We start from the raw sequence: 17318 nt of genomic DNA, 5'->3' as shown, positions 1-17318 counted from the left end.
AAGTACGCCGTAAAAACATCAAAACCTATTGCTGCCACGGATCAGGTAAAGCTGGAAACGCCTTTTAAAATCTGGGATCCTACGAAAGGAATCACTTTAGGGCCTGTTACCCTGCACTTCTACAGCCTGATGTTTATTTTTGCATTCGGTTTCGGTTACCTGCTGATGTCCAGGATTTTCAAGATCGACAATGTGAACCAGAAATACCTGGAGCCGTTGTTCACCTGGACCCTGATCGGGACGATCCTGGGAGCAAGGTTAGGCCATGTCATTTTCTACCAGCCGGAATTGTTCAGGGAAGATTTCTGGAGTGTATTTTTACCGATCAGTACCAAAGGAGGGCTTAAATTTACCGGATTTTCAGGCCTGGCCAGCCATGGAGCTACTATTGCATTGATATTCACCACTTTATACTATTCCTTCAAAATCATCAAAAAGAATCCGTTCTGGGTATATGACCGCCTCGGAATCGTTGTGGCCTTGGGAGGAGCTTTTGTAAGGATGGGTAACTTCTTCAATTCTGAAATCATCGGGAAACCAGTAGATCCCAATTCCCCTTTTGCTCTACTATTTCCGCAGCAGAGCAGCGAATACGGAGTGACTGTTCCGCGGTATCCCAGCCAGCTGTTTGAAGCTTTCGGCTATGTATGCCTGTTTATTTTACTATGGATCCTGTACAGGAAAACAAACAAAAAGTACCAGCAGGGATGGTTGTTCGGACTGTTCTTCATTATTCTCTGGGCCATCCGGTTCTTTGTAGAATTTCTGAAGATGCCCCAGGGGGACGAATTCATCCAGATAGGATCATTAAACACCGGACAGGTACTGTCAATCCCTTTCATGATTGCAGGAGTCATCATCATGATCGTTTCTAAAAAGTTTACCATTACTCAGGCAGAGAACGAAAAACCTGATTGATGCACACATAAATAAAAAGAAAGGCAAATCTGCATAGGTAGATTTGCCTTTCTTATTTTATAGTTTTACCATTACCTTTTTATTCAGCTCTTCAAAAGCGCGGCTTAAGGCATCGATGACATCGGTAGGCAACATTGATTCTTTTGAATGTTTCTCAGCGGCAAAGTCGGCCGCCCTGCCGTGAAGCCAGATGCCGAGCATGGCGGCATTTTCTTCAGAGTAGCCCTGCGCCAGAAGCGAAGTAATAATGCCGGTCAGGATATCGCCGCTTCCGCCCTTGGCGAGCCCTGAATTTCCGTTGATATTATAAAATACCTTTCCATCCGGACTTATAACCTGGGTGTGGTGGTCTTTGAGTACAATGTGAATCTTATATTCAGCTGCCTTCCTGCGGGCCAGCGCTACCCTTTCAAATGAGTTGTCTGTTTTCCCGAACAGCCTTTCGAATTCCTTCGGATGGGGCGTAATGATGGAATATTCCGGGATCAGTCTGAGGTATTTTTCATTTTCTGCCAGCATATTAAGGGCATCAGCATCAAGCACCAAAGGTTTTTTATGCTTTTTCAGGAATTTCATCAGGGCAGCAGCAGTTTCAGGTTCTTTACCTAATCCGGGTCCGATTCCGTATACGGCGTCTTCATCATGTTCGAAATGAGTGGTATACCTGTCACCACCTTCAATAAACATTGCTTCGGGACAGGAGGCCTGCAAAATTCTGTATCCGCATGCAGGAGCCAGCGTAAGTGTGAGCCCTGCACCGGTTCTGAGGGCAGCTTTTGTCGCCAGGACCGCTGCGCCTATTTTCCCGTAACTTCCGGCTGCCACCAATACTTTTCCATAACTGCCTTTGTGGGTAAAATTTTCCCTGGGTATGAAGATACTTTCGATGACGCTATCGTCAATCACATAGTCATTTGTATCTGTTGCCTCAATAAAATCTTCGCTTAAGTGGATGTCGAGGATCACGACCTTTCCGGCAAATTTCCCGGTTTCCGGGTGGAGGAAACTTTTCTTCCAGAACTGGAAACTCAGGGTATAGTCTGCTTTAAGGACTACAGCGTCTTCGGCTATCGTGCCATCTGCCGGAAGGCCGGACGGGATATCAATCGCAATTCTGATGTTTGACATTGCATTCAGCTGGGTAACCACTTCTTTATAGTCTTCTTCCAGAGGCCTGGAAAGTCCGGTCCCGAAAAGTGCATCAATAATGATTGTCTTACTGTCAAAGCGGTAGTTGAGCTTATCTTTAAAGCTCTTTACCGAAAGGCCGGGAATATCCCTTAGTTTTTTCAGGTTCGCTGCAGCGTCTTCGGAAAATTTAGCTTTCAGGTTGTTGGTAAAAATCTCTACATCAAACCCTTTCGAATGCAGCAGCCTTGCTATGGCAAGTCCGTCTCCCCCGTTGTTGCCGGTACCGCAGAAAACAGCTATATTCTTATGGCTCTTGCAATGCTCGGCAATCCAATTGGTGCAGGCTAATGCAGCACGTTCCATCAATTGTACGGATGAGACCGGCTCATGGAGTATGGTGTATTGATCACATTTCCGGATGTCTTCAGAAGTCAATATTTTCATGGATATTTTAAATTTGGTCAGAAAAAGGTACGAATATTTTTCGATCCGGAAGGAATTTCATCTTTGTATCGGGATTAAATCAATACGAAATAGATAATTTTAAGGAAAAAAGACAAAAAATATCTGAAAATTTTTATATTTTTAAAATCATTTTGAAAAATATAAAAAATATAAATTATGGGATTGATTAAAGAATTCAAGTCTTTTGCATTTAAAGGCAATGTTCTCGATCTGGCTGTCGGTGTAATTATCGGAGGCGCGTTCGGGAAAATCGTTTCTTCACTGGTGGAAGATGTCATTACACCGCTGATCCTTAATCCTGCCCTGAAAGCAGCCGGCGCGGAAAATATATCAAAGCTGTCATGGAACGGCGTTACCTACGGTAATTTTCTGTCTGCTGTTATCAGCTTTCTTTGTATTGCCATTGTGCTGTTCTGGATAGTCAAGGCGGCCAACAGGATTGTCCGCAAAGAGGAAGCTGCTCCGGCAGGCCCCACCCAGGACCAGAAGCTCCTTATGGAAATCCGGGATATCCTTAAAAGCAAAAATACATTATAAATTAAAAACACCTCTGAAAAAGAGGTGTTTCTGTTTTGATGTCAAAGATTTAATGAATCTGTAAAATGCTGCAGATCTGATCTGCCAGGGACAACCCGATCCTGTCCTGAGCTTCCAGCGTGGAGGCTCCGGTATGTGGCGTCAGGGAAATCTTAGGATGATTCAGGACAGCTTTGGATGGCGTAGGCTCATTGATGAATACATCAAGCCCTGCAAACCTTACTTTTCCGGAATCCAATGCGTCAATCAGGGCAGATTCATCGATCACACCGCCTCTCGAACAGTTGATGACCGCCACACCGTCTTTCATGCTGTCGAATTCATTTTTACCGATCATGTAGCCGTCTTTCTGTGCCGGAACGTGCAGGGTTATAAAATCCGAATGCTTCAGGACCTCCTGTAAAGGTTCGGTTTCAATATCCACGTTGATGAACTGGTTGTTATAAAATTTAACCTTAATGCTTGCTCTTCCTACATTGTTATCCGCAGCTACTACCCTCATGCCTAATCCTAAAGCGATTCTCGCCACTTCCTGCCCGATTCTTCCCATTCCTACGATACCGATGGTTTTTCCGCGCAGCTCTATTCCTGCTGCATAAGCTTTCTTAAGGCCTGCAAATTCCGTATCTCCGGAAACCGGCATTTTCCTGTTGGAATCCTGAAGGAATCTCGCACCTGAAAAAAGATGTGCAAATACCAGCTCGGCTACCGATTCTGATGAAGCCGCCGGAGTATTGATGACATGGATGCCTTTCTCCCTGGCGTAATCCACATCTATATTGTCCATTCCTACACCTCCTCTCCCGATAATCTCAAGGGACGGGCAGTTGTCAATCAGGTCTTTCCTTACCTGTGTGGCACTGCGCACCAGCAGGGTACGGATTTTATGTTCATTGATATAATCCATCAGGAATTCCTGAGGCACTTTGGTGGTAATCACTTCAAAGCCCTTTTCAGTAAGTGCGTCAATGCCGGATTGGTCCAGCCCGTCGTTTGCTAAAACTTTCATAAATACTTTATCATGTTATTATAATCCAACCGGCCTTTTTCAACCTCCTACAGATTAAAAAAGGCCGGCCTTTCAATTCAATTTATTCGTCTTCTCTAAAAACTTCTATGGTTACTTGTTTTTCCACCAGGTCGGTAAACCTTCCTTTGTACCGTGTAGCCCTTACCAGGTGGTTGTCTATCCAGTGGTAGTTTCCGCCTCTTGGCTTTCCGCAAAGCACACTATGGTATTTGAATCCGTGCTTATCCAGCCAGTCGATGGTAATCTGCTTCAGGTTTTCGGTTCTGGAAGTGAAAAAGCAGATCTGGTGGCCTTCGTCATACCATCTGTTGATGGTTTCCAGTGCGTCCGGGAAAGGCTCACAGGTCACCATTCTTTCGGGTTCCTCGTTAGGGACATCTTCCGTAATGGTTCCGTCTATATCGATCAGGTAATTTTTGATTCCGTCCTTAAGAATTGGACTGATGTGGTCTTTGTGTTCTAACTCCATTATTACGATTTGAACTACGAAGTTAAGGTTTTTGTGTGTAAAAAGTATGTTAAACTTGTTTTACATTTAAAAAATCCGCAATACAGACGGGCCTGTTGTTCTGATACAGGCATGGTATAAATGAGGCTTATCTCCATTGTTTCAGCCACCTCGCTTATGATATTCATCAAAAATTTCCAAAATACATTTATTAGGCTTACATTTGTGGGGATGGAAGAATTCGTAGTTTTAGTGAATCCTGGTGATGAGGTTCTGGGGCTTATGGAAAAACAGCAGGCCCATATCAACGGACTGTTACACCGTGCTTTTTCCGTTTTCTTATTCAACAGCAAAGGCGAAATGCTGTTGCAGAAAAGGGCTACCGGCAAATACCATTCCCCGAACCAGTGGACCAATGCCGTATGTTCGCATCCAAGATCCGATGAATCGTATCTGGAAGGTGCCCGCCGCAGGGTAAAGGAAGAACTGGGCATAGACGCAGAACTCTCCGAAAAATTCAGTTTCATTTATAAAGCCGATGTAGGCAGCGGACTCTGGGAACATGAACTGGACCACGTATTCACAGGAACCTACGAAGATGAATTCTATCTCAACCGTGAAGAAGTGGAAGCAGTACGCTACATTTCCATGGAAGAACTGGACCGCGAACTGTCTGAAAATCCCGAACATTTTACGGAGTGGTTCAAAATTATTTTACAGGAATACAAAGACCACCTCAGATCATGAAAAATATATTCGGAATATTCTTTTTATTCGCCGCGGGACTGATATCAGCGCAGACTGTACCCACGAAGACCTATGACAATGAACACTATTCCATCTCCTACCCTGAAGGCTGGAAACTGACGAATGACAGCGATATCATCAACATCTTTCCCGGGAATGAAATAGGAGCCGTTACCATTTCGGAATACCATGACCTGAACCTCCCGAAAACGGAAACCAAAAAGTTCATCATAGACCTGTACAAATCCGGTGATGACGAATCAAAAGTGAAAAGCAGAGGCAGTAAAAAAGGATATACGGAATACGTATATGAATATGCGGATGAAAAGAATAAGCTTTTCTGGATCACCAAAGTATTCCAGAAAGGGAAAGACCTTTACCTGGTTTCCGTCAACTGTGAACAGAAATACTGGAACGGCAATTACAGCAAGCTGTTCAGCGAATCCCTCAATAGTTTTAGCGTAAAGAAATAAACAAACAATAGAAAATGAAGAAAACAGCCCTGTACGACAAACATGTTTCCCTGGGAGCGAAGATCGTACCTTTCGCAGGATTTGAAATGCCTGTACAATATTCAGGAGTTACGGAAGAGCATTTTGCCGTAAGAGAAAAAGCCGGAATATTCGATGTTTCCCACATGGGACAGTTTTTTGTGGAAGGTCCGGGGGCCATGGAACTTTTACAGTGGGTAACCACCAATAACGTAGACGCTCTGGAAAACGGAAAAGCACAGTATTCATGCCTTCCGAATGAAAACGGAGGGATCGTGGATGACCTTATCGTGTACAAAATGGAAGACGAAAAGTATTTCGTGGTTGTTAATGCTTCCAATATCGAAAAGGACTGGGATCATATCTCAAAACACAATACATTCGGGGCAAAAATGACCAATGCTTCAGACGAAATGTCGTTACTGGCGGTTCAGGGGCCTAAAGCAACTGAAATTCTTCAGAAACTTACGGACACTCAGCTTTCAGATATTCCTTACTATCATTTTACCGTAGGTTCCGTTGCCGGTGTAAGCGACGTGATCATTTCAAATACCGGATATACCGGAAGCGGCGGTTTCGAAATCTACTTTAAGAACGAATCGGCTGAGAAACTTTGGGATGCCATCATGGAAGCCGGAAAAGAAGAAGGCATCATCCCTTGCGGACTGGCTGCCAGAGATACCCTGAGACTGGAAAAAGGATTCTGCCTGTACGGAAACGACATTGATGACACTACGTCGCCGATTGAAGCCGGACTGGGATGGATCACCAAATTCGATAAGGATTTTGTTTCAAAAGATACCTTTGCCAAACAGAAAGAAGAAGGCGTAAGCAGAAAACTGGTTGGTTTTGAGCTGACGGACAAAGGTGTTCCGAGACACGACTATCCGGTGGTTGATGCTGAAGGTAACGTGATCGGCAAAGTAACTTCAGGAACCCAATCCCCGATGAAGAAAATCGGTTTGGGACTGGCTTACGTAGATCAGCCGCATTTCAAACTGGGATCAGAAATCTTTATCCAGGTAAGGAACAAAAATATCCCGGCTAAAGTTGTGAAGGCCCCTTTCGTATAACGACCGGAACAACAATATACTAAGCCGTCCCTTTGAAAGGACGGCTTTTTTTATCCATTTTTTCAATTGGCATTTTCCTTGCTATCAGTTTCCTAAATCATTATTATGAAAAAATTAGCCGCTGTATGCATTCTTTTATTTGGTGTACAATATGTAAGTGCACAGGCAGGGACTCAATCAAAAAACAATAAGACGATTTCAGTTGAGGGCGTTGGCCAGACAAAGACCTATATCTCAGAAGGCGGAAACGCTGAAGTTTCCGGGGCCAATAACATCATTACTATCAATGGACGTATATCAAGACTCGAAGTATCCGGATCCGGTAATACGATCATGACAGATAAAGTTTCGAGCATTGTTGTTGAAGGGACCAGTAATAAAGTATATTACAAAAGCGCTCCTACGAAGACCGGAAAACCGGCTGTATCTTCCAGCGGAGTTGGCAACAGTATTGAGAAAAAATAACAACAGCCTCGTGATCCACTGAAAAAGCTTATGGATCTGTCTGGTGTGATTGTCTGTTTACAGTAGGACTACAGATATTCCATAGGCTTTTCTGGCGATCAAAACCTAATTTCATCAATCTCCTCTCCTATTTCAAATTCTGACTAATATTCAGACGAGATCAATATAGGCCACTCGTCACATCAATACCTAAGCATATACTATAAAAACTCACTAGCTCATTTCAAATCCTTTACGCTCAGACACTCAAACCCTAAATCTCTCCAACCCTATAACACTCCAACACTCTTACCCTTTAACCATATTACACTCCAACTGTCACCGATAGACCAGAATATTCTTCACTACCTGCTTTCCGTAAAACTTCTCCTCAGATTCGGAAAAATAAAACTTATTCCGTTGGGTATTGCTGCTTACTGTTCGGTAGGACAGAGGAGACTCCCAGGTGATCAGCATTTTGGTTTCATTCATCACGGGATAGTTCAGTGTATAAAACCGGAATACAGATTTTTCAATCACATTATGGTCATATTTACCGGGAACTGTCCAGACGGTTTTAGGTTTGATCAGGGTCATTTTATTTAAAAGAACAGAGAATGGCTTGCCGATATAGTCCTTTTTATGAATTTCAAAAGCTTTGAGGTAGGATAAAGTATCCGGTATTGCCGGCTTTACCTTATCTGCAACAGTCTCCGATGGTTTCTTTTGCTGGGCTTGAACAGGAATGCAGGCTGAACAACAGATCAGCAGGATGGTCATTGTTCTACTGGCGGGATTCATCACTTATTCAACCCCGAAAAATGTCCTGAGATCTGCAACGGTTTTCTGGTCATTACCAATGAAAATCTTTTCATCAGTGATAAAAATCGGTCGTTTGAGAAAAGTGTAATGATCAAGTAGCAGCGATTTGAAGTCCTTTTCACCAAGCGTTTTTAAATCCAGCCCCCTCAATTTGATCTGGGTAGATTTCTTGCTGAACAGTGCTTCGTATGATCCGCTTTTTTGATGCATCTCTTCCAGTTCGGTTTCCTTTACCGGATCCTTTTTAATTTCCCGCAGCTCCCAGTCGGTAAGGTCAAACTGAGCCATGATTTTCCGGCAGGTATCACATGTTTTGAGGTAAAATACTTTCTTCATTGTCGGTTTCTTTTATTTTGCTGTCCTTTTCAGGAGTTTCAAAGGTCAAAAGTAGGATTTAATCTAAAATTCCGGAAATTATTAAATATCTTTATTCGAAATTTTTCAGCATGCAGAATAAACCTATCACCTTTCAGTTTATTTCCGAGCCTTCGGATGTCAACTACGGAGGCAATGTACACGGCGGAAGCGTCATGAAATGGATCGACCAAGCCGGCTATGCCTGTGCCACGACCTGGAGCGGGAATTATTCCGTTACAGTCTATGTGGGAGGAATCCGTTTTTATGATCCCATCAAGATCGGTGAAGTGGTCAAAGTAGATGCCCAGGTCATTTACACCGGGACGTCGAGCATGCATATTGCCATCAACGTCTATTCCAGAAACCTGAAGCAGCCGGATTTCGAAAAGAAAACCCACTGCATTATTGTGTTTGTTGCCGTAGACGAGAATGGTAAAAAGCTTCCGGTTCCCAAATGGACACCCGAAACCGATGAGGAAAAGCAGCTTGAACAGTATGCCAAACGCCTGATGGAACTGAGGAGCCAGATCGAAAATGAAATGAAACCGTTCCTGTAATACACATGCAAAGAAAAGATTTCATCAGACTTTCATCATTTGGGCTCTTAGGATTATACTCCTGCGGAATGACACATAAAAAGAACCACCACCAGAACAGAACATTGGGCATCCAGTTGTATACGGTACGAGAAGCACTTTCTGCCGACCCGGAAAAAGCTTTGGAAAAACTCGCTGAAATGGGTTTTACAGACCTGGAAATCTATGGTTATAACGGGACATTTTTCGGCCGGACCGCGAATGAGTTCAGATCCATCCTGAAGAATACCGGCCAGCGCGTAGTCAGTTCGCACCACACCACAGGAATCGCGCATCCTGATCCTGGGACATTGCTCCACGGCTGGGAAAAAACAGTGGAAGATATGCAGAATATGGGTGCAGAATATATGGTCTGCTCGTATATTTTCCCGGAAGAAAGGACACCTGAGAATTACCGTAAATTGCCCGACCTTCTCAATACTGCAGGAACTACTGTCCGGAAAGCCGGAATGCAGATGGCGTATCACAACCATGATTTTGAATTTGAAAAGCTTGATGAATCGGGCACTGTATATGATTTTATCTTAAATTGCTCTTCCTCGGAACTGGTAAAAATGGAGCTTGACCTGTACTGGATGGCAAAAGCAGGAATTGACCCGTTGTCTTATTTCGAAAAATATCCGAAAAGATTTCCGCTGTGGCATGTAAAAGACATGAAAGCCGGCTCAAAAGATTTTGCAGAAATCGGAAACGGAACCATCGATTTTGAGAGAATTTTTAAAGCCCGGGAAAAAGCAGGTCTTCAGTATTGGTTTTTGGAGCAGGATTCGAGTGATAAGGACATGTTTGACAGCATTAAAATAAGTAAAAAATATATTTCTGAACATCCTTATTTTAAATAAAATCCGATCAAAAAGATGAACCATGAAAAAAATTCCAATACTCTTTTTCATATTGATTATCAGCGTACTGAATTCACAAACGCATCGGTTTATCTATGAGCTTCAGTGTAAAATGGATTCTACCGACGCAGATTATCAGAAATACAACATGATTCTGGATATCAATTCGAGAGAGATGAAATTTTATGGAAGAGACCTTTTGGTTAACGATTCCCTCAATAAAAAGTTCGGAAATATTGATAACAGGCATATTGACATGACCGGGCAAGTGGTAAAAAGGAAAACAAATACCAGTGAAAACGAAAATTTTATCAATATTAAATTTGGATATTATTCCTTTAAAACTACCGACAAAATAAACTGGAAGATCTCCGGCGAAACCCGACAGGTCCAGCCATATACGCTGCAAAAGGCGACTGCAACATTTGGAGGAAGAAATTGGATAGCCTGGTTTAGCAAGGAGATTCCCTTTAATGAAGGACCTTTCAAATTTTCCGGACTTCCGGGCCTGGTTTTCGAAATTTACGATACAAAGAAAAATTTTATTTACAACCTTATTAAAAGCCGGGAATTATCGGACACATTTCATACCGAGGACTTTCTTGAATCCAATTTTGGGAATAAAGCAATTTATATTAATGAAAAACAGAGGCAAAAGCTTTTAACAGAATTTTTTGATGATCCTTTTTCATTTGAAAGAACAAACTTCACTAAGAATGACACTTTGCACATCAATATCAACGCAAAAGAGGTTTCTACTATCGATGAACTGAATGCTCAGGTTAAAAGCATGCAGGAGATCATCAAAAAATACAATAACCCTGTTGAGATTGACAAGGCGATGCATTATAAAAACTAAAAATTATTTTTATCTTTGCCTTACAAAAGGAAATGGTGTTCTTCCTTACCCAACCGCCCCGTTTCATACGGGACTGATGACGCCTGATTAATAGATTATTAACCGTAATTGAATCAGGAAACTATGTCTGTACGTCATCGAAATTATATCGGAATAGTGTTATTTAACATCAGGTTTTTCTTCAGGAAATATCCGGCATTGCCTTATGTGCTGAAATGGCTGTGCATCAGCTTAGTCATCGGAGCATTGGTAGGGACCGCTTCCGCAGGTTTTCTCATTTCCCTTCAATGGGCTACGGATTTCAGGGAAAACCATCTCTGGCTTATCGGGCTTTTACCTGTTGCAGGTATGGCTGTTGGGCTTTTATACCATTACTGGGGCAAGGAGGTGGAAGCCGGGAATAACCTTCTGCTGAATACCATTAATGATCCCGCAAAAACGATTCCGTTCAGAATGGCACCTTTCGTTTACCTGGGCACCGTGATGACACACTTTTTCGGGGGTTCGGCTGGGCGTGAAGGAACGGCGCTTCAGATGGCAGGAGCCATTTCGGATCAGCTTTCCAGACCTTTCAGCCTTAACCGTGATGACAGAAAAACACTGCTGATGGCAGCCATCGCGGCCGGTTTCGGGTCTGTATTCGGGACGCCACTGGCCGGAGCCGTTTTTGCCCTGGAAATACTGTTCATCGGGAAAATCCGGTACCATGCTATCTTTCCGGTTTTTGTTTCCGCAGTCCTGGCCAGCCTCATGACGGATCTCTGGGGAGCAAAGCATACCCATTACCACATCGGAAAAATCCCTGCTCCTGATTTTTTACCGGTAATATACAGCATTATCGCGGGAATGGTCTTCGGGATCTGCGCAGCAGCATTCAGTAAGCTGCTCCATAAAACGGGCGCGGTGTTAAGAGCAAGGATAGCATTTCCGCCGCTTCGTCCGTTCATCGGAGGAATTATAGTTGCTTTGGCTGTTTTTGCATTGGGAACAACACGTTATATAGGCCTCGGAATTCCGGTCATCACGGAATCATTTCAACACCGTCTTCCGATGTATGATTTTGCCTTAAAAATGGCTTTTACCATCATCACTCTTGCCGCAGGTTTTAAAGGCGGGGAAGTTACCCCGCTGTTCTTCATAGGCGCAGCATTGGGCAGCGCCTTATCCCTTTTCATTCCGCTCCCGTTCGGATTACTTGCCGGAATGGGTTTTGTGGCCGTATTTGCAGGAGCGACCAATACGCCTCTGGCCTGCATCCTGATGGGTATTGAACTCTTCGGCGCCGAATGCGGCATCTATGTTGCCATTGCCTGTGTGGTTTCCTATCTCTTTTCCGGGCACAACAGCATTTATTCCCAGCAGAAAATCGGTTCAGAAAAAAACAGCCGGTACCGCAACGACCGTGACAAAAGCTTTTCTGACCTGTAACCTTGTCAGGGTTTTGAACCCTGGCAAGGTTATGCAATAAGTACAAAAGCCTCCCGGAAATCCGGAAGGCTTCTGCGTATTAAATGTGGAAATGTTTTTTAATTTAAGATCCTCAGCATTATACCTGGTCGTTGCAGGTATATACCTGCGGACATCCGATATACTTCACGCAATAAGCAGGACCTGTAACGGCACCTGAACAGCTGCATTTACACTGGCTGAGATCCGGGTTTCCGCTGATTCCCCCTGTGATGTTTCTAAGATCAGACTTCCCTAATTTTTTTGCGTTTTTGAAAATGTTGTTTGACATGTGATTTTGGATTTTTATAGATTAAACAAATTGTTTGGTATGCTTCAAAGTTAAACAAATATTAATTATTCACAGCATAATTTAATAGTATTTTTATAAATTATTTATTATGACTGACTTATTAATCTTATAACGCAGAAACCTTCATAAATATTTCTTAAACACCTGTAATTATTCTGTAAAATCAAGATCCTTATTGTGGGTTTCCGATATGGTAAAGGAAGAATAAAAGGCAAGCCCGAATACAATCACCCCTACAATCGCAGCACTGATTACCACGGAGAAATCTTTCTTAAAAAAATCAAAAGCAAAAATCATGACCGGAACAAGTCCCCTGACCATATTCGGGACAGTCGTGGTTGCCGTATTCCTGATGTTGGTTCCGAACTGCTCTGCCGCAAGCGTTACAAACATAGCCCAATAGCCTGTTCCCAGGCCGAGCCAAACGCAGAACAGATAATATTTGGTCTCGGAATCCGTATGGCCGAACAGCATGCTGGCCACCCCCACAACGGTAAAAGCCAGCATATAAAAAATGGCCATTTTCCGGGACTTCAGTGCGTGGGAAATAAAACCGCTCAGCAGATCCCCTACTGAAATACCTACGTAAGCCCACATAATAGCCTTACCAGGGCTGATATCCCTGATTCCCAGCTCAGGAGCAAACTGATTCGCCAGAACGGCCAGGATGCCGATGCAGTACCACGTAGGCAATCCCACGGCGATGCATTTCAGATACCGTATGAACCGGTCTTTATGGGTAAAGAAAGAGAGGAAATTGCCTTTTGAAACAGCCTTATGCTCCATTGTTTTGTAAATCCCGGATTCTGAAACACTGATCCTCAGAAAAAGGAGTGCAATACCCAGAACACCGCCAATGATATAGGAAATATTCCATCCGCCGGCCAGTTCTACCGTCAGTTGGGCAACTACCGCTCCCATCAACCCGAAACCGGCAACCACGGAAGTCCCTATTGCCCTAAGATTCTTCGGCAGGCTTTCGGAAACCAGGGTAATGCCCGCTCCCAGTTCTCCGGCCAGCCCGATACCTGCAATAAACCTTAAAGCTGCATATTGGTACTCCAGGTGGGTTTTAGGAAAATAGGGCAGGAATCCGCAGGCAATATTAGCCAGCGAATACACGAGGATAGACCCGAAAAGAACGGAGAGCCGTCCTTTTTTATCACCGAAAATACCCCAAAATATCCCACCGATCAGCAGGCCGGCCATCTGGCAGTTCAGGATAAAGGTTCCGTCAGTATCCGGGTTCAGTCCGAGGTCTTTGAGACTTGGGATCCGTACAATGCCGAACAGCAAAAGGTCATAAATGTCTACAAAGTACCCTAAAGCAGAAATGATCACGGGAATGGAAAGTATGTGTTTGATCTTTGACGATAAAGAAAGTTCCTGCATGTTGCGTTTTAATTTGGATAAAAATAAAAAACCTTCCAGTTTCCTGAAAGGTTTTTGTCAAATATCTTTTTCTTCTGATTATCTCGCAATATTCACGGCTCTGGTCTCCCGGATTACGGTTACTTTAACCTGTCCCGGATAGGTAAGCTCATTCTGGATCTTTTCGGAAATATCATAGGAAAGCTGGGAAGCGACTTCATCATTTACTTTTCCGCTTTCTACCATTACCCTAAGTTCTCTACCCGCCTGGATCGCGTACGCACTGGATACTCCGTCGAAGCTCAATGCAGCAGATTCCAGGTCTTTCAGCCTCTGGATATAAGATTCAAGCACCTGACGTCTTGCGCCCGGCCTTGCCCCTGAAATCGCATCGGCTACCTGGATGATCGGAGATAGTAACGACTTCATTTCGATCTCATCGTGGTGGGCTCCGATGGCATTTACCACCTCAGGATTCTCCCCGTATTTTTCAGCCCACTGCATACCGAGTAATGCGTGAGGAAGTTCAGACTCCTGTTCAGGAACTTTACCGATATCGTGTAAAAGGCCTGCTCTTTTCGCCAGTTTTACATTCAGTCCTAATTCAGCAGCCATCGTAGCAGCGATATTCGCTACTTCCCTGGAGTGCTGCAACAGGTTCTGTCCATATGAGGAACGGTATTTCATTCTACCGATGATCTTGATCAGCTCAGGGTGCAATCCGTGGATACCCAGGTCGATGATAGTCCTCTTTCCTACTTCAATGATTTCCTCTTCGATCTGTTTCCTTGTCTTTTCCACGACTTCCTCAATTCTTGCCGGGTGGATTCTTCCGTCTGTTACCAGCCTGTGGAGGGATAATCTTGCGATTTCCCTTCTTACAGGGTCAAAGCATGAAAGAAGGATGGCTTCCGGAGTATCGTCAACAATGATTTCAACGCCGGTAACAGCTTCAAGGGCACGGATATTTCTACCTTCCCTACCAATGATTCTTCCTTTCACCTCATCGGATTCTATATTGAATACGGAGACGGAGTTTTCAATAGCCTGCTCGGTTCCGATCCTCTGGATGGTCTGGATAACGATCTTTCTGGCTTCGCTTTTAGCATTCAGCTGGGCTTCTTCCATGATGCTCTGAACGTGTGCCTGTGCTCTGGTTTTGGCTTCAGCCTTCATGGTCTCTACCAGTTCTGCTTTGGCTTCCTCGGCAGTATAGTTGGCGATTTTTTCCAGGATTTCCACTTTTTTAGCGGTAGCCGTATCCAGGTCGTGCTGTTTCTTTTCTAAGATCTCATTCTTCTTGGCATAGTCTGCAATCTGTTTGTCAAGGTCTTTTTCAAGCTTTCCTACCTTACTGAGGTCATCATTAAGTTTATGCTCCTTGTCTTTGATCCTTTTTTCAACTTCCTGCATTTTCTTTTCTCGGGCCTGGATATCAGCATCATGCTGTGATTTCAGCTCCAGGAATTTTTCCTTAGCCTGAAGGTTTTTCTCTTTCTTTATGGATTCCGCCTGTACATTGGCTTTTTCTATAAGATTTTCGGCATTTTTCTTGGCATCGTCAATAATGAATTTCCCTTTAGTATTAAGTGAGCTTTTAGAGAATAGGATCCCTGCAACTGCACCGATTACCAGGCAAATAGCGCCGATTATAAATTCTATCATAATGTATATTAAGTTTTAATTGTCTTTATATCCTGTTTTTGTACATAAAAAAAGCCCACAATAATCCAGAGATTGAGAGTAAACTCCTAATCAACACGATTTGAACTGATTTTCATGGTCTGTAATCCGGACGGATCCGGCACGCCATTCCATGAACATTTGTCCGGTAATTGTTTAGCGTTGAGTTTACCTTTAATGTGTTAGAATTATTGTAGGCAGTCTTTCCGGGGAAAAAAATCTATTCCCTCTTATATTATTCCTTTACTTCGTTCAACGATTGTGCAATTTTTGCTAATCTTTCGCTGGCAGAATGTACGGTCTTATCATAGTTCGCAGATACCACTTCGGCATTGGTTCCCAGCTTAAGGGCACACATGGCCAGGGCATCCTGTTTGTCTCTTACATCAAAATTCTGTTCAAAATCTTTGATCATATTTTCAATCTGCTTCCCCACTTTACGCAGCGTTTCTTCTTCTGCTGCGGGAACATTCAGCGGATATACCCTTCCGGCGATATTAATGGTAATTCTTCTTACTTCCATTACAATCCACTGTTTTGAAGCTGAGCAATACAGAAATCAATCTCCTTCACCAATCGGTTAATGTGGTTTTTCATTAGCCTGTTGTGTTCAGGGTTTCCTGATATCGCTGAATAAAGTTTTATATGTTTTTGTTCTTCTGCTAATACCTGATTTCTTTTCCGTTCCTCATCGTATCTCTTCTTCAGCTCTTCATGCTCCGTATTCAGCTCTGAAAATTTTTCGGTAAGATTTCTGTGGCTTTTCTGCAGGCCCGCAATCTTTTTTTCCAGCTCTGAAAAATTGTTTTCTAAGTCTTGAAGCATTTCAGGTTTTATTCTAACTAGTAGCAAAAATAAAAAAATATTAACACTAACAAAAATAAAACTCCCTATATTTTGGAATCGCACGAAAAAAGGATGCACAAACGTGCATCCTTCCCGTATATTTCTATTTTTGTCTTTATTCGAATTTCAACACGAACATTACTGCCCTGGTCTGCAACGTAGACATAGCAGCCGTCCAGTATGGCGGTGTCGTAGCGTTATCTGCCACAATCTCATTGTTCATGATAAAGGTTCCCCTGATGGCAGGTGTAAGCTTAAATTTATTGAAGTAGAACTGGACCCCCATTTCCGCAGACCATGCGAAATTATGGGTGGTAGACCTGAATACCTGCTGACGGTTATCATCCGTAGAGTCTGAATTGGACTGCAGGTTAACGATATAGTTGACCCCGGCTGCCACATAAGGCCTGGAATTGTACCACCGGTCACCGTGAAGCTCCAGCAATACCGGAATATCCACCAGAGTTGATTTTACATCCCTTACCCGGTCTTTCTCCGTTAACGGAATCGGGGTAAAAGGAGCATTCGTTAAGCTTCCGTTGGCATAGATGTCATTGGATTGGGTATTGAAAGTAAGCTGCCTTTGAGCAAATTGCAAGCCCGGCTCCAGTCTGAGATCCAAATAGTCGTTCAGCCTCCATTTACCGATCAATCCGGCGCCGAAGCTATAACTTTCTTTAGAGGTCACAAGATTCTGATTGCCATTCATACCGTATCTCGGGTTGAGGACGATGCGGTAATCCAGCCTGTTGCCGTTTAAGTAGAACCCCCAGCTGAATGTCTGCTGATCAAACTCTTCCAGTTTGTCCATTCTGTTTCGGGTTCTGAATTGCGCGTTGGATAACACGGCAACATTTACTGAGGCTAAAACCAGTGCTTTTAATAGAAATTTATTCATA

Annotated in this window: 21 protein-coding genes and 1 riboswitch; of the genes, 10 read left to right on the top strand and 11 right to left on the bottom strand. The window is 43.4% G+C overall.

Features of this window, described 5'->3' with window-relative positions; genetic code table 11:
• Positions 1 to 51 precede the first annotated feature (51 nt).
• Entirely contained in the window at positions 52 to 918 is an 867-nt protein-coding gene (gene lgt, locus CGB83_RS19200) for a prolipoprotein diacylglyceryl transferase (protein WP_228420185.1), read from the top strand.
• A gap of 57 nt (positions 919 to 975) precedes the next feature.
• On the opposite strand, the gene CGB83_RS19195 is transcribed toward lgt, so the two are convergent.
• Positions 976 to 2493 carry an NAD(P)H-hydrate dehydratase gene (locus tag CGB83_RS19195; protein ID WP_100077281.1) on the bottom strand — a complete coding sequence of 506 codons (1518 nt, stop codon included), beginning with the start codon at positions 2491 to 2493 and terminating at the stop codon, positions 976 to 978.
• Between the two features lie 177 nt (positions 2494 to 2670).
• Between CGB83_RS19195 and mscL the strand changes: the two genes are divergently transcribed.
• A complete protein-coding gene (mscL, locus tag CGB83_RS19190; protein WP_100077280.1) occupies positions 2671 to 3051 on the top strand; it encodes a large conductance mechanosensitive channel protein MscL in 381 nt (126 codons plus the stop codon).
• Positions 3052 to 3100: 49 nt separating this feature from the next.
• Here mscL and CGB83_RS19185 read toward each other — a convergent pair whose 3' ends face one another.
• Together CGB83_RS19185 and CGB83_RS19180 are read right to left on the bottom strand one after the other, a co-directional pair.
• The gene (locus tag CGB83_RS19185) at positions 3101 to 4060 is read right to left on the bottom strand and encodes a D-2-hydroxyacid dehydrogenase (RefSeq protein ID WP_100077279.1); all 960 of its coding nucleotides are present in this window, start codon (positions 4058 to 4060) and stop codon (positions 3101 to 3103) included.
• 82 nt (positions 4061 to 4142) lie between these two features.
• Positions 4143 to 4550 (bottom strand): LNS2 domain-containing protein, encoded by a 408-nt coding sequence (locus CGB83_RS19180; RefSeq protein ID WP_100077278.1) that lies wholly within the window; start codon positions 4548 to 4550, stop codon positions 4143 to 4145.
• 210 nt (positions 4551 to 4760) lie between these two features.
• On the opposite strand from CGB83_RS19180, the gene idi reads away from it, so the two are divergent.
• From idi to CGB83_RS19160, 4 genes are all read left to right on the top strand, one after another.
• Complete coding sequence (gene idi, locus CGB83_RS19175) at positions 4761 to 5276, top strand: isopentenyl-diphosphate Delta-isomerase (protein ID WP_100077676.1); 516 nt, start codon at positions 4761 to 4763, stop codon at positions 5274 to 5276.
• On the top strand, positions 5273 to 5749 hold the full coding sequence (locus CGB83_RS19170) for a hypothetical protein (protein ID WP_185117390.1): 477 nt from the start codon (positions 5273 to 5275) through the stop codon (positions 5747 to 5749). Before idi ends, CGB83_RS19170 begins: the two co-directional genes overlap by 4 nt.
• Positions 5750 to 5763: 14 nt before the next feature.
• Positions 5764 to 6840, top strand: coding sequence for a glycine cleavage system aminomethyltransferase GcvT (gcvT, locus tag CGB83_RS19165; protein WP_100077277.1), 1077 nt, complete (start codon positions 5764 to 5766; stop codon positions 6838 to 6840).
• A 105-nt stretch (positions 6841 to 6945) separates the two neighbouring features.
• Positions 6946 to 7305, top strand: coding sequence for a DUF3060 domain-containing protein (locus CGB83_RS19160; RefSeq protein WP_100077276.1), 360 nt, complete (start codon positions 6946 to 6948; stop codon positions 7303 to 7305).
• A gap of 318 nt (positions 7306 to 7623) precedes the next feature.
• Here the strand turns inward: CGB83_RS19160 and CGB83_RS19155 are convergent, their stop codons facing one another.
• Positions 7624 to 8085: a hypothetical protein gene (locus CGB83_RS19155; protein ID WP_100077275.1), complete on the bottom strand. Its 462-nt coding sequence runs from the start codon at positions 8083 to 8085 to the stop codon at positions 7624 to 7626.
• Positions 8086 to 8088: 3 nt separating this feature from the next.
• Positions 8089 to 8442: an arsenate reductase family protein gene (locus CGB83_RS19150; RefSeq protein ID WP_100077274.1), complete on the bottom strand. Its 354-nt coding sequence runs from the start codon at positions 8440 to 8442 to the stop codon at positions 8089 to 8091.
• A 110-nt stretch (positions 8443 to 8552) separates the two neighbouring features.
• On the opposite strand from CGB83_RS19150, the gene CGB83_RS19145 reads away from it, so the two are divergent.
• The 4 genes from CGB83_RS19145 to CGB83_RS19130 all read left to right on the top strand — a co-directional run bounded on the left by CGB83_RS19145 (position 8553) and on the right by CGB83_RS19130 (position 12188).
• Positions 8553 to 9020, top strand: coding sequence for an acyl-CoA thioesterase (locus CGB83_RS19145; RefSeq protein WP_100077273.1), 468 nt, complete (start codon positions 8553 to 8555; stop codon positions 9018 to 9020).
• 68 nt (positions 9021 to 9088) lie between these two features.
• Positions 9089 to 9901, top strand: coding sequence for a sugar phosphate isomerase/epimerase family protein (locus tag CGB83_RS19140; protein ID WP_228420013.1), 813 nt, complete (start codon positions 9089 to 9091; stop codon positions 9899 to 9901).
• Between the two features lie 22 nt (positions 9902 to 9923).
• Positions 9924 to 10760 (top strand): GLPGLI family protein, encoded by an 837-nt coding sequence (locus CGB83_RS19135; RefSeq protein WP_100077271.1) that lies wholly within the window; start codon positions 9924 to 9926, stop codon positions 10758 to 10760.
• A gap of 19 nt (positions 10761 to 10779) precedes the next feature.
• Positions 10780 to 10853: riboswitch (Fluoride riboswitch) on the top strand.
• Positions 10854 to 10916: 63 nt separating this feature from the next.
• On the top strand, positions 10917 to 12188 hold the full coding sequence (locus CGB83_RS19130) for a voltage-gated chloride channel family protein (RefSeq protein ID WP_228420011.1): 1272 nt from the start codon (positions 10917 to 10919) through the stop codon (positions 12186 to 12188).
• A gap of 118 nt (positions 12189 to 12306) precedes the next feature.
• Here the strand turns inward: CGB83_RS19130 and CGB83_RS19125 are convergent, their stop codons facing one another.
• The 6 genes from CGB83_RS19125 to porT form a co-directional block, all read right to left on the bottom strand.
• Positions 12307 to 12498, bottom strand: a complete 192-nt coding sequence (locus CGB83_RS19125) for a hypothetical protein (RefSeq protein WP_100077270.1) — start codon at positions 12496 to 12498, stop codon at positions 12307 to 12309.
• Between the two features lie 171 nt (positions 12499 to 12669).
• Positions 12670 to 13911 carry an MFS transporter gene (locus CGB83_RS19120; protein ID WP_100077269.1) on the bottom strand — a complete coding sequence of 414 codons (1242 nt, stop codon included), beginning with the start codon at positions 13909 to 13911 and terminating at the stop codon, positions 12670 to 12672.
• 78 nt (positions 13912 to 13989) lie between these two features.
• On the bottom strand, positions 13990 to 15555 hold the full coding sequence (gene rny / locus CGB83_RS19115) for a ribonuclease Y (RefSeq protein ID WP_100077268.1): 1566 nt from the start codon (positions 15553 to 15555) through the stop codon (positions 13990 to 13992).
• A gap of 253 nt (positions 15556 to 15808) precedes the next feature.
• A complete protein-coding gene (locus CGB83_RS19110) occupies positions 15809 to 16096 on the bottom strand; it encodes a cell division protein ZapA (RefSeq protein ID WP_100077267.1) in 288 nt (95 codons plus the stop codon).
• The gene (locus CGB83_RS19105) at positions 16096 to 16398 is read right to left on the bottom strand and encodes a hypothetical protein (RefSeq protein ID WP_100077266.1); all 303 of its coding nucleotides are present in this window, start codon (positions 16396 to 16398) and stop codon (positions 16096 to 16098) included. Before CGB83_RS19105 ends, CGB83_RS19110 begins: the two co-directional genes overlap by 1 nt.
• Positions 16399 to 16534: 136 nt before the next feature.
• Complete coding sequence (porT, locus tag CGB83_RS19100; protein ID WP_100077265.1) at positions 16535 to 17317, bottom strand: type IX secretion/gliding motility protein PorT/SprT; 783 nt, start codon at positions 17315 to 17317, stop codon at positions 16535 to 16537.
• Position 17318 lies beyond the last annotated feature (1 nt).

The sequence above is a fragment of the Chryseobacterium camelliae genome, from assembly GCF_002770595.1.
Classification (GTDB): Bacteria; Bacteroidota; Bacteroidia; order Flavobacteriales; family Weeksellaceae; genus Chryseobacterium; species Chryseobacterium camelliae.
Note: the sequence above shows the minus strand (reverse complement) of the source record. Positions and strands in the feature narration are given on the sequence as shown.

Bases quoted from the DNA above. Each gene is read 5' to 3' on its own strand.
- CGB83_RS19195 (WP_100077281.1), bottom strand. From the start codon at position 2,493: ATGAAAATATTGACTTCTGAAGACATCCGGAAATGTGATCAATACACC.
- mscL (WP_100077280.1), top strand. From the start codon at position 2,671: ATGGGATTGATTAAAGAATTCAAGTCTTTTGCATTTAAAGGCAATGTT.
- CGB83_RS19185 (WP_100077279.1), bottom strand. From the start codon at position 4,060: ATGAAAGTTTTAGCAAACGACGGGCTGGACCAATCCGGCATTGACGCA.
- CGB83_RS19180 (WP_100077278.1), bottom strand. From the start codon at position 4,550: ATGGAGTTAGAACACAAAGACCACATCAGTCCAATTCTTAAGGACGGA.
- idi (WP_100077676.1), top strand. From the start codon at position 4,761: ATGGAAGAATTCGTAGTTTTAGTGAATCCTGGTGATGAGGTTCTGGGG.
- CGB83_RS19170 (WP_185117390.1), top strand. From the start codon at position 5,273: ATGAAAAATATATTCGGAATATTCTTTTTATTCGCCGCGGGACTGATA.
- gcvT (WP_100077277.1), top strand. From the start codon at position 5,764: ATGAAGAAAACAGCCCTGTACGACAAACATGTTTCCCTGGGAGCGAAG.
- CGB83_RS19160 (WP_100077276.1), top strand. From the start codon at position 6,946: ATGAAAAAATTAGCCGCTGTATGCATTCTTTTATTTGGTGTACAATAT.
- CGB83_RS19155 (WP_100077275.1), bottom strand. From the start codon at position 8,085: ATGAATCCCGCCAGTAGAACAATGACCATCCTGCTGATCTGTTGTTCA.
- CGB83_RS19150 (WP_100077274.1), bottom strand. From the start codon at position 8,442: ATGAAGAAAGTATTTTACCTCAAAACATGTGATACCTGCCGGAAAATC.
- CGB83_RS19145 (WP_100077273.1), top strand. From the start codon at position 8,553: ATGCAGAATAAACCTATCACCTTTCAGTTTATTTCCGAGCCTTCGGAT.
- CGB83_RS19140 (WP_228420013.1), top strand. From the start codon at position 9,089: ATGACACATAAAAAGAACCACCACCAGAACAGAACATTGGGCATCCAG.
- CGB83_RS19135 (WP_100077271.1), top strand. From the start codon at position 9,924: ATGAAAAAAATTCCAATACTCTTTTTCATATTGATTATCAGCGTACTG.
- CGB83_RS19125 (WP_100077270.1), bottom strand. From the start codon at position 12,498: ATGTCAAACAACATTTTCAAAAACGCAAAAAAATTAGGGAAGTCTGAT.
- CGB83_RS19120 (WP_100077269.1), bottom strand. From the start codon at position 13,911: ATGCAGGAACTTTCTTTATCGTCAAAGATCAAACACATACTTTCCATT.
- rny (WP_100077268.1), bottom strand. From the start codon at position 15,555: ATGATAGAATTTATAATCGGCGCTATTTGCCTGGTAATCGGTGCAGTT.
- CGB83_RS19110 (WP_100077267.1), bottom strand. From the start codon at position 16,096: ATGGAAGTAAGAAGAATTACCATTAATATCGCCGGAAGGGTATATCCG.
- CGB83_RS19105 (WP_100077266.1), bottom strand. From the start codon at position 16,398: ATGCTTCAAGACTTAGAAAACAATTTTTCAGAGCTGGAAAAAAAGATT.
- porT (WP_100077265.1), bottom strand. From the start codon at position 17,317: ATGAATAAATTTCTATTAAAAGCACTGGTTTTAGCCTCAGTAAATGTT.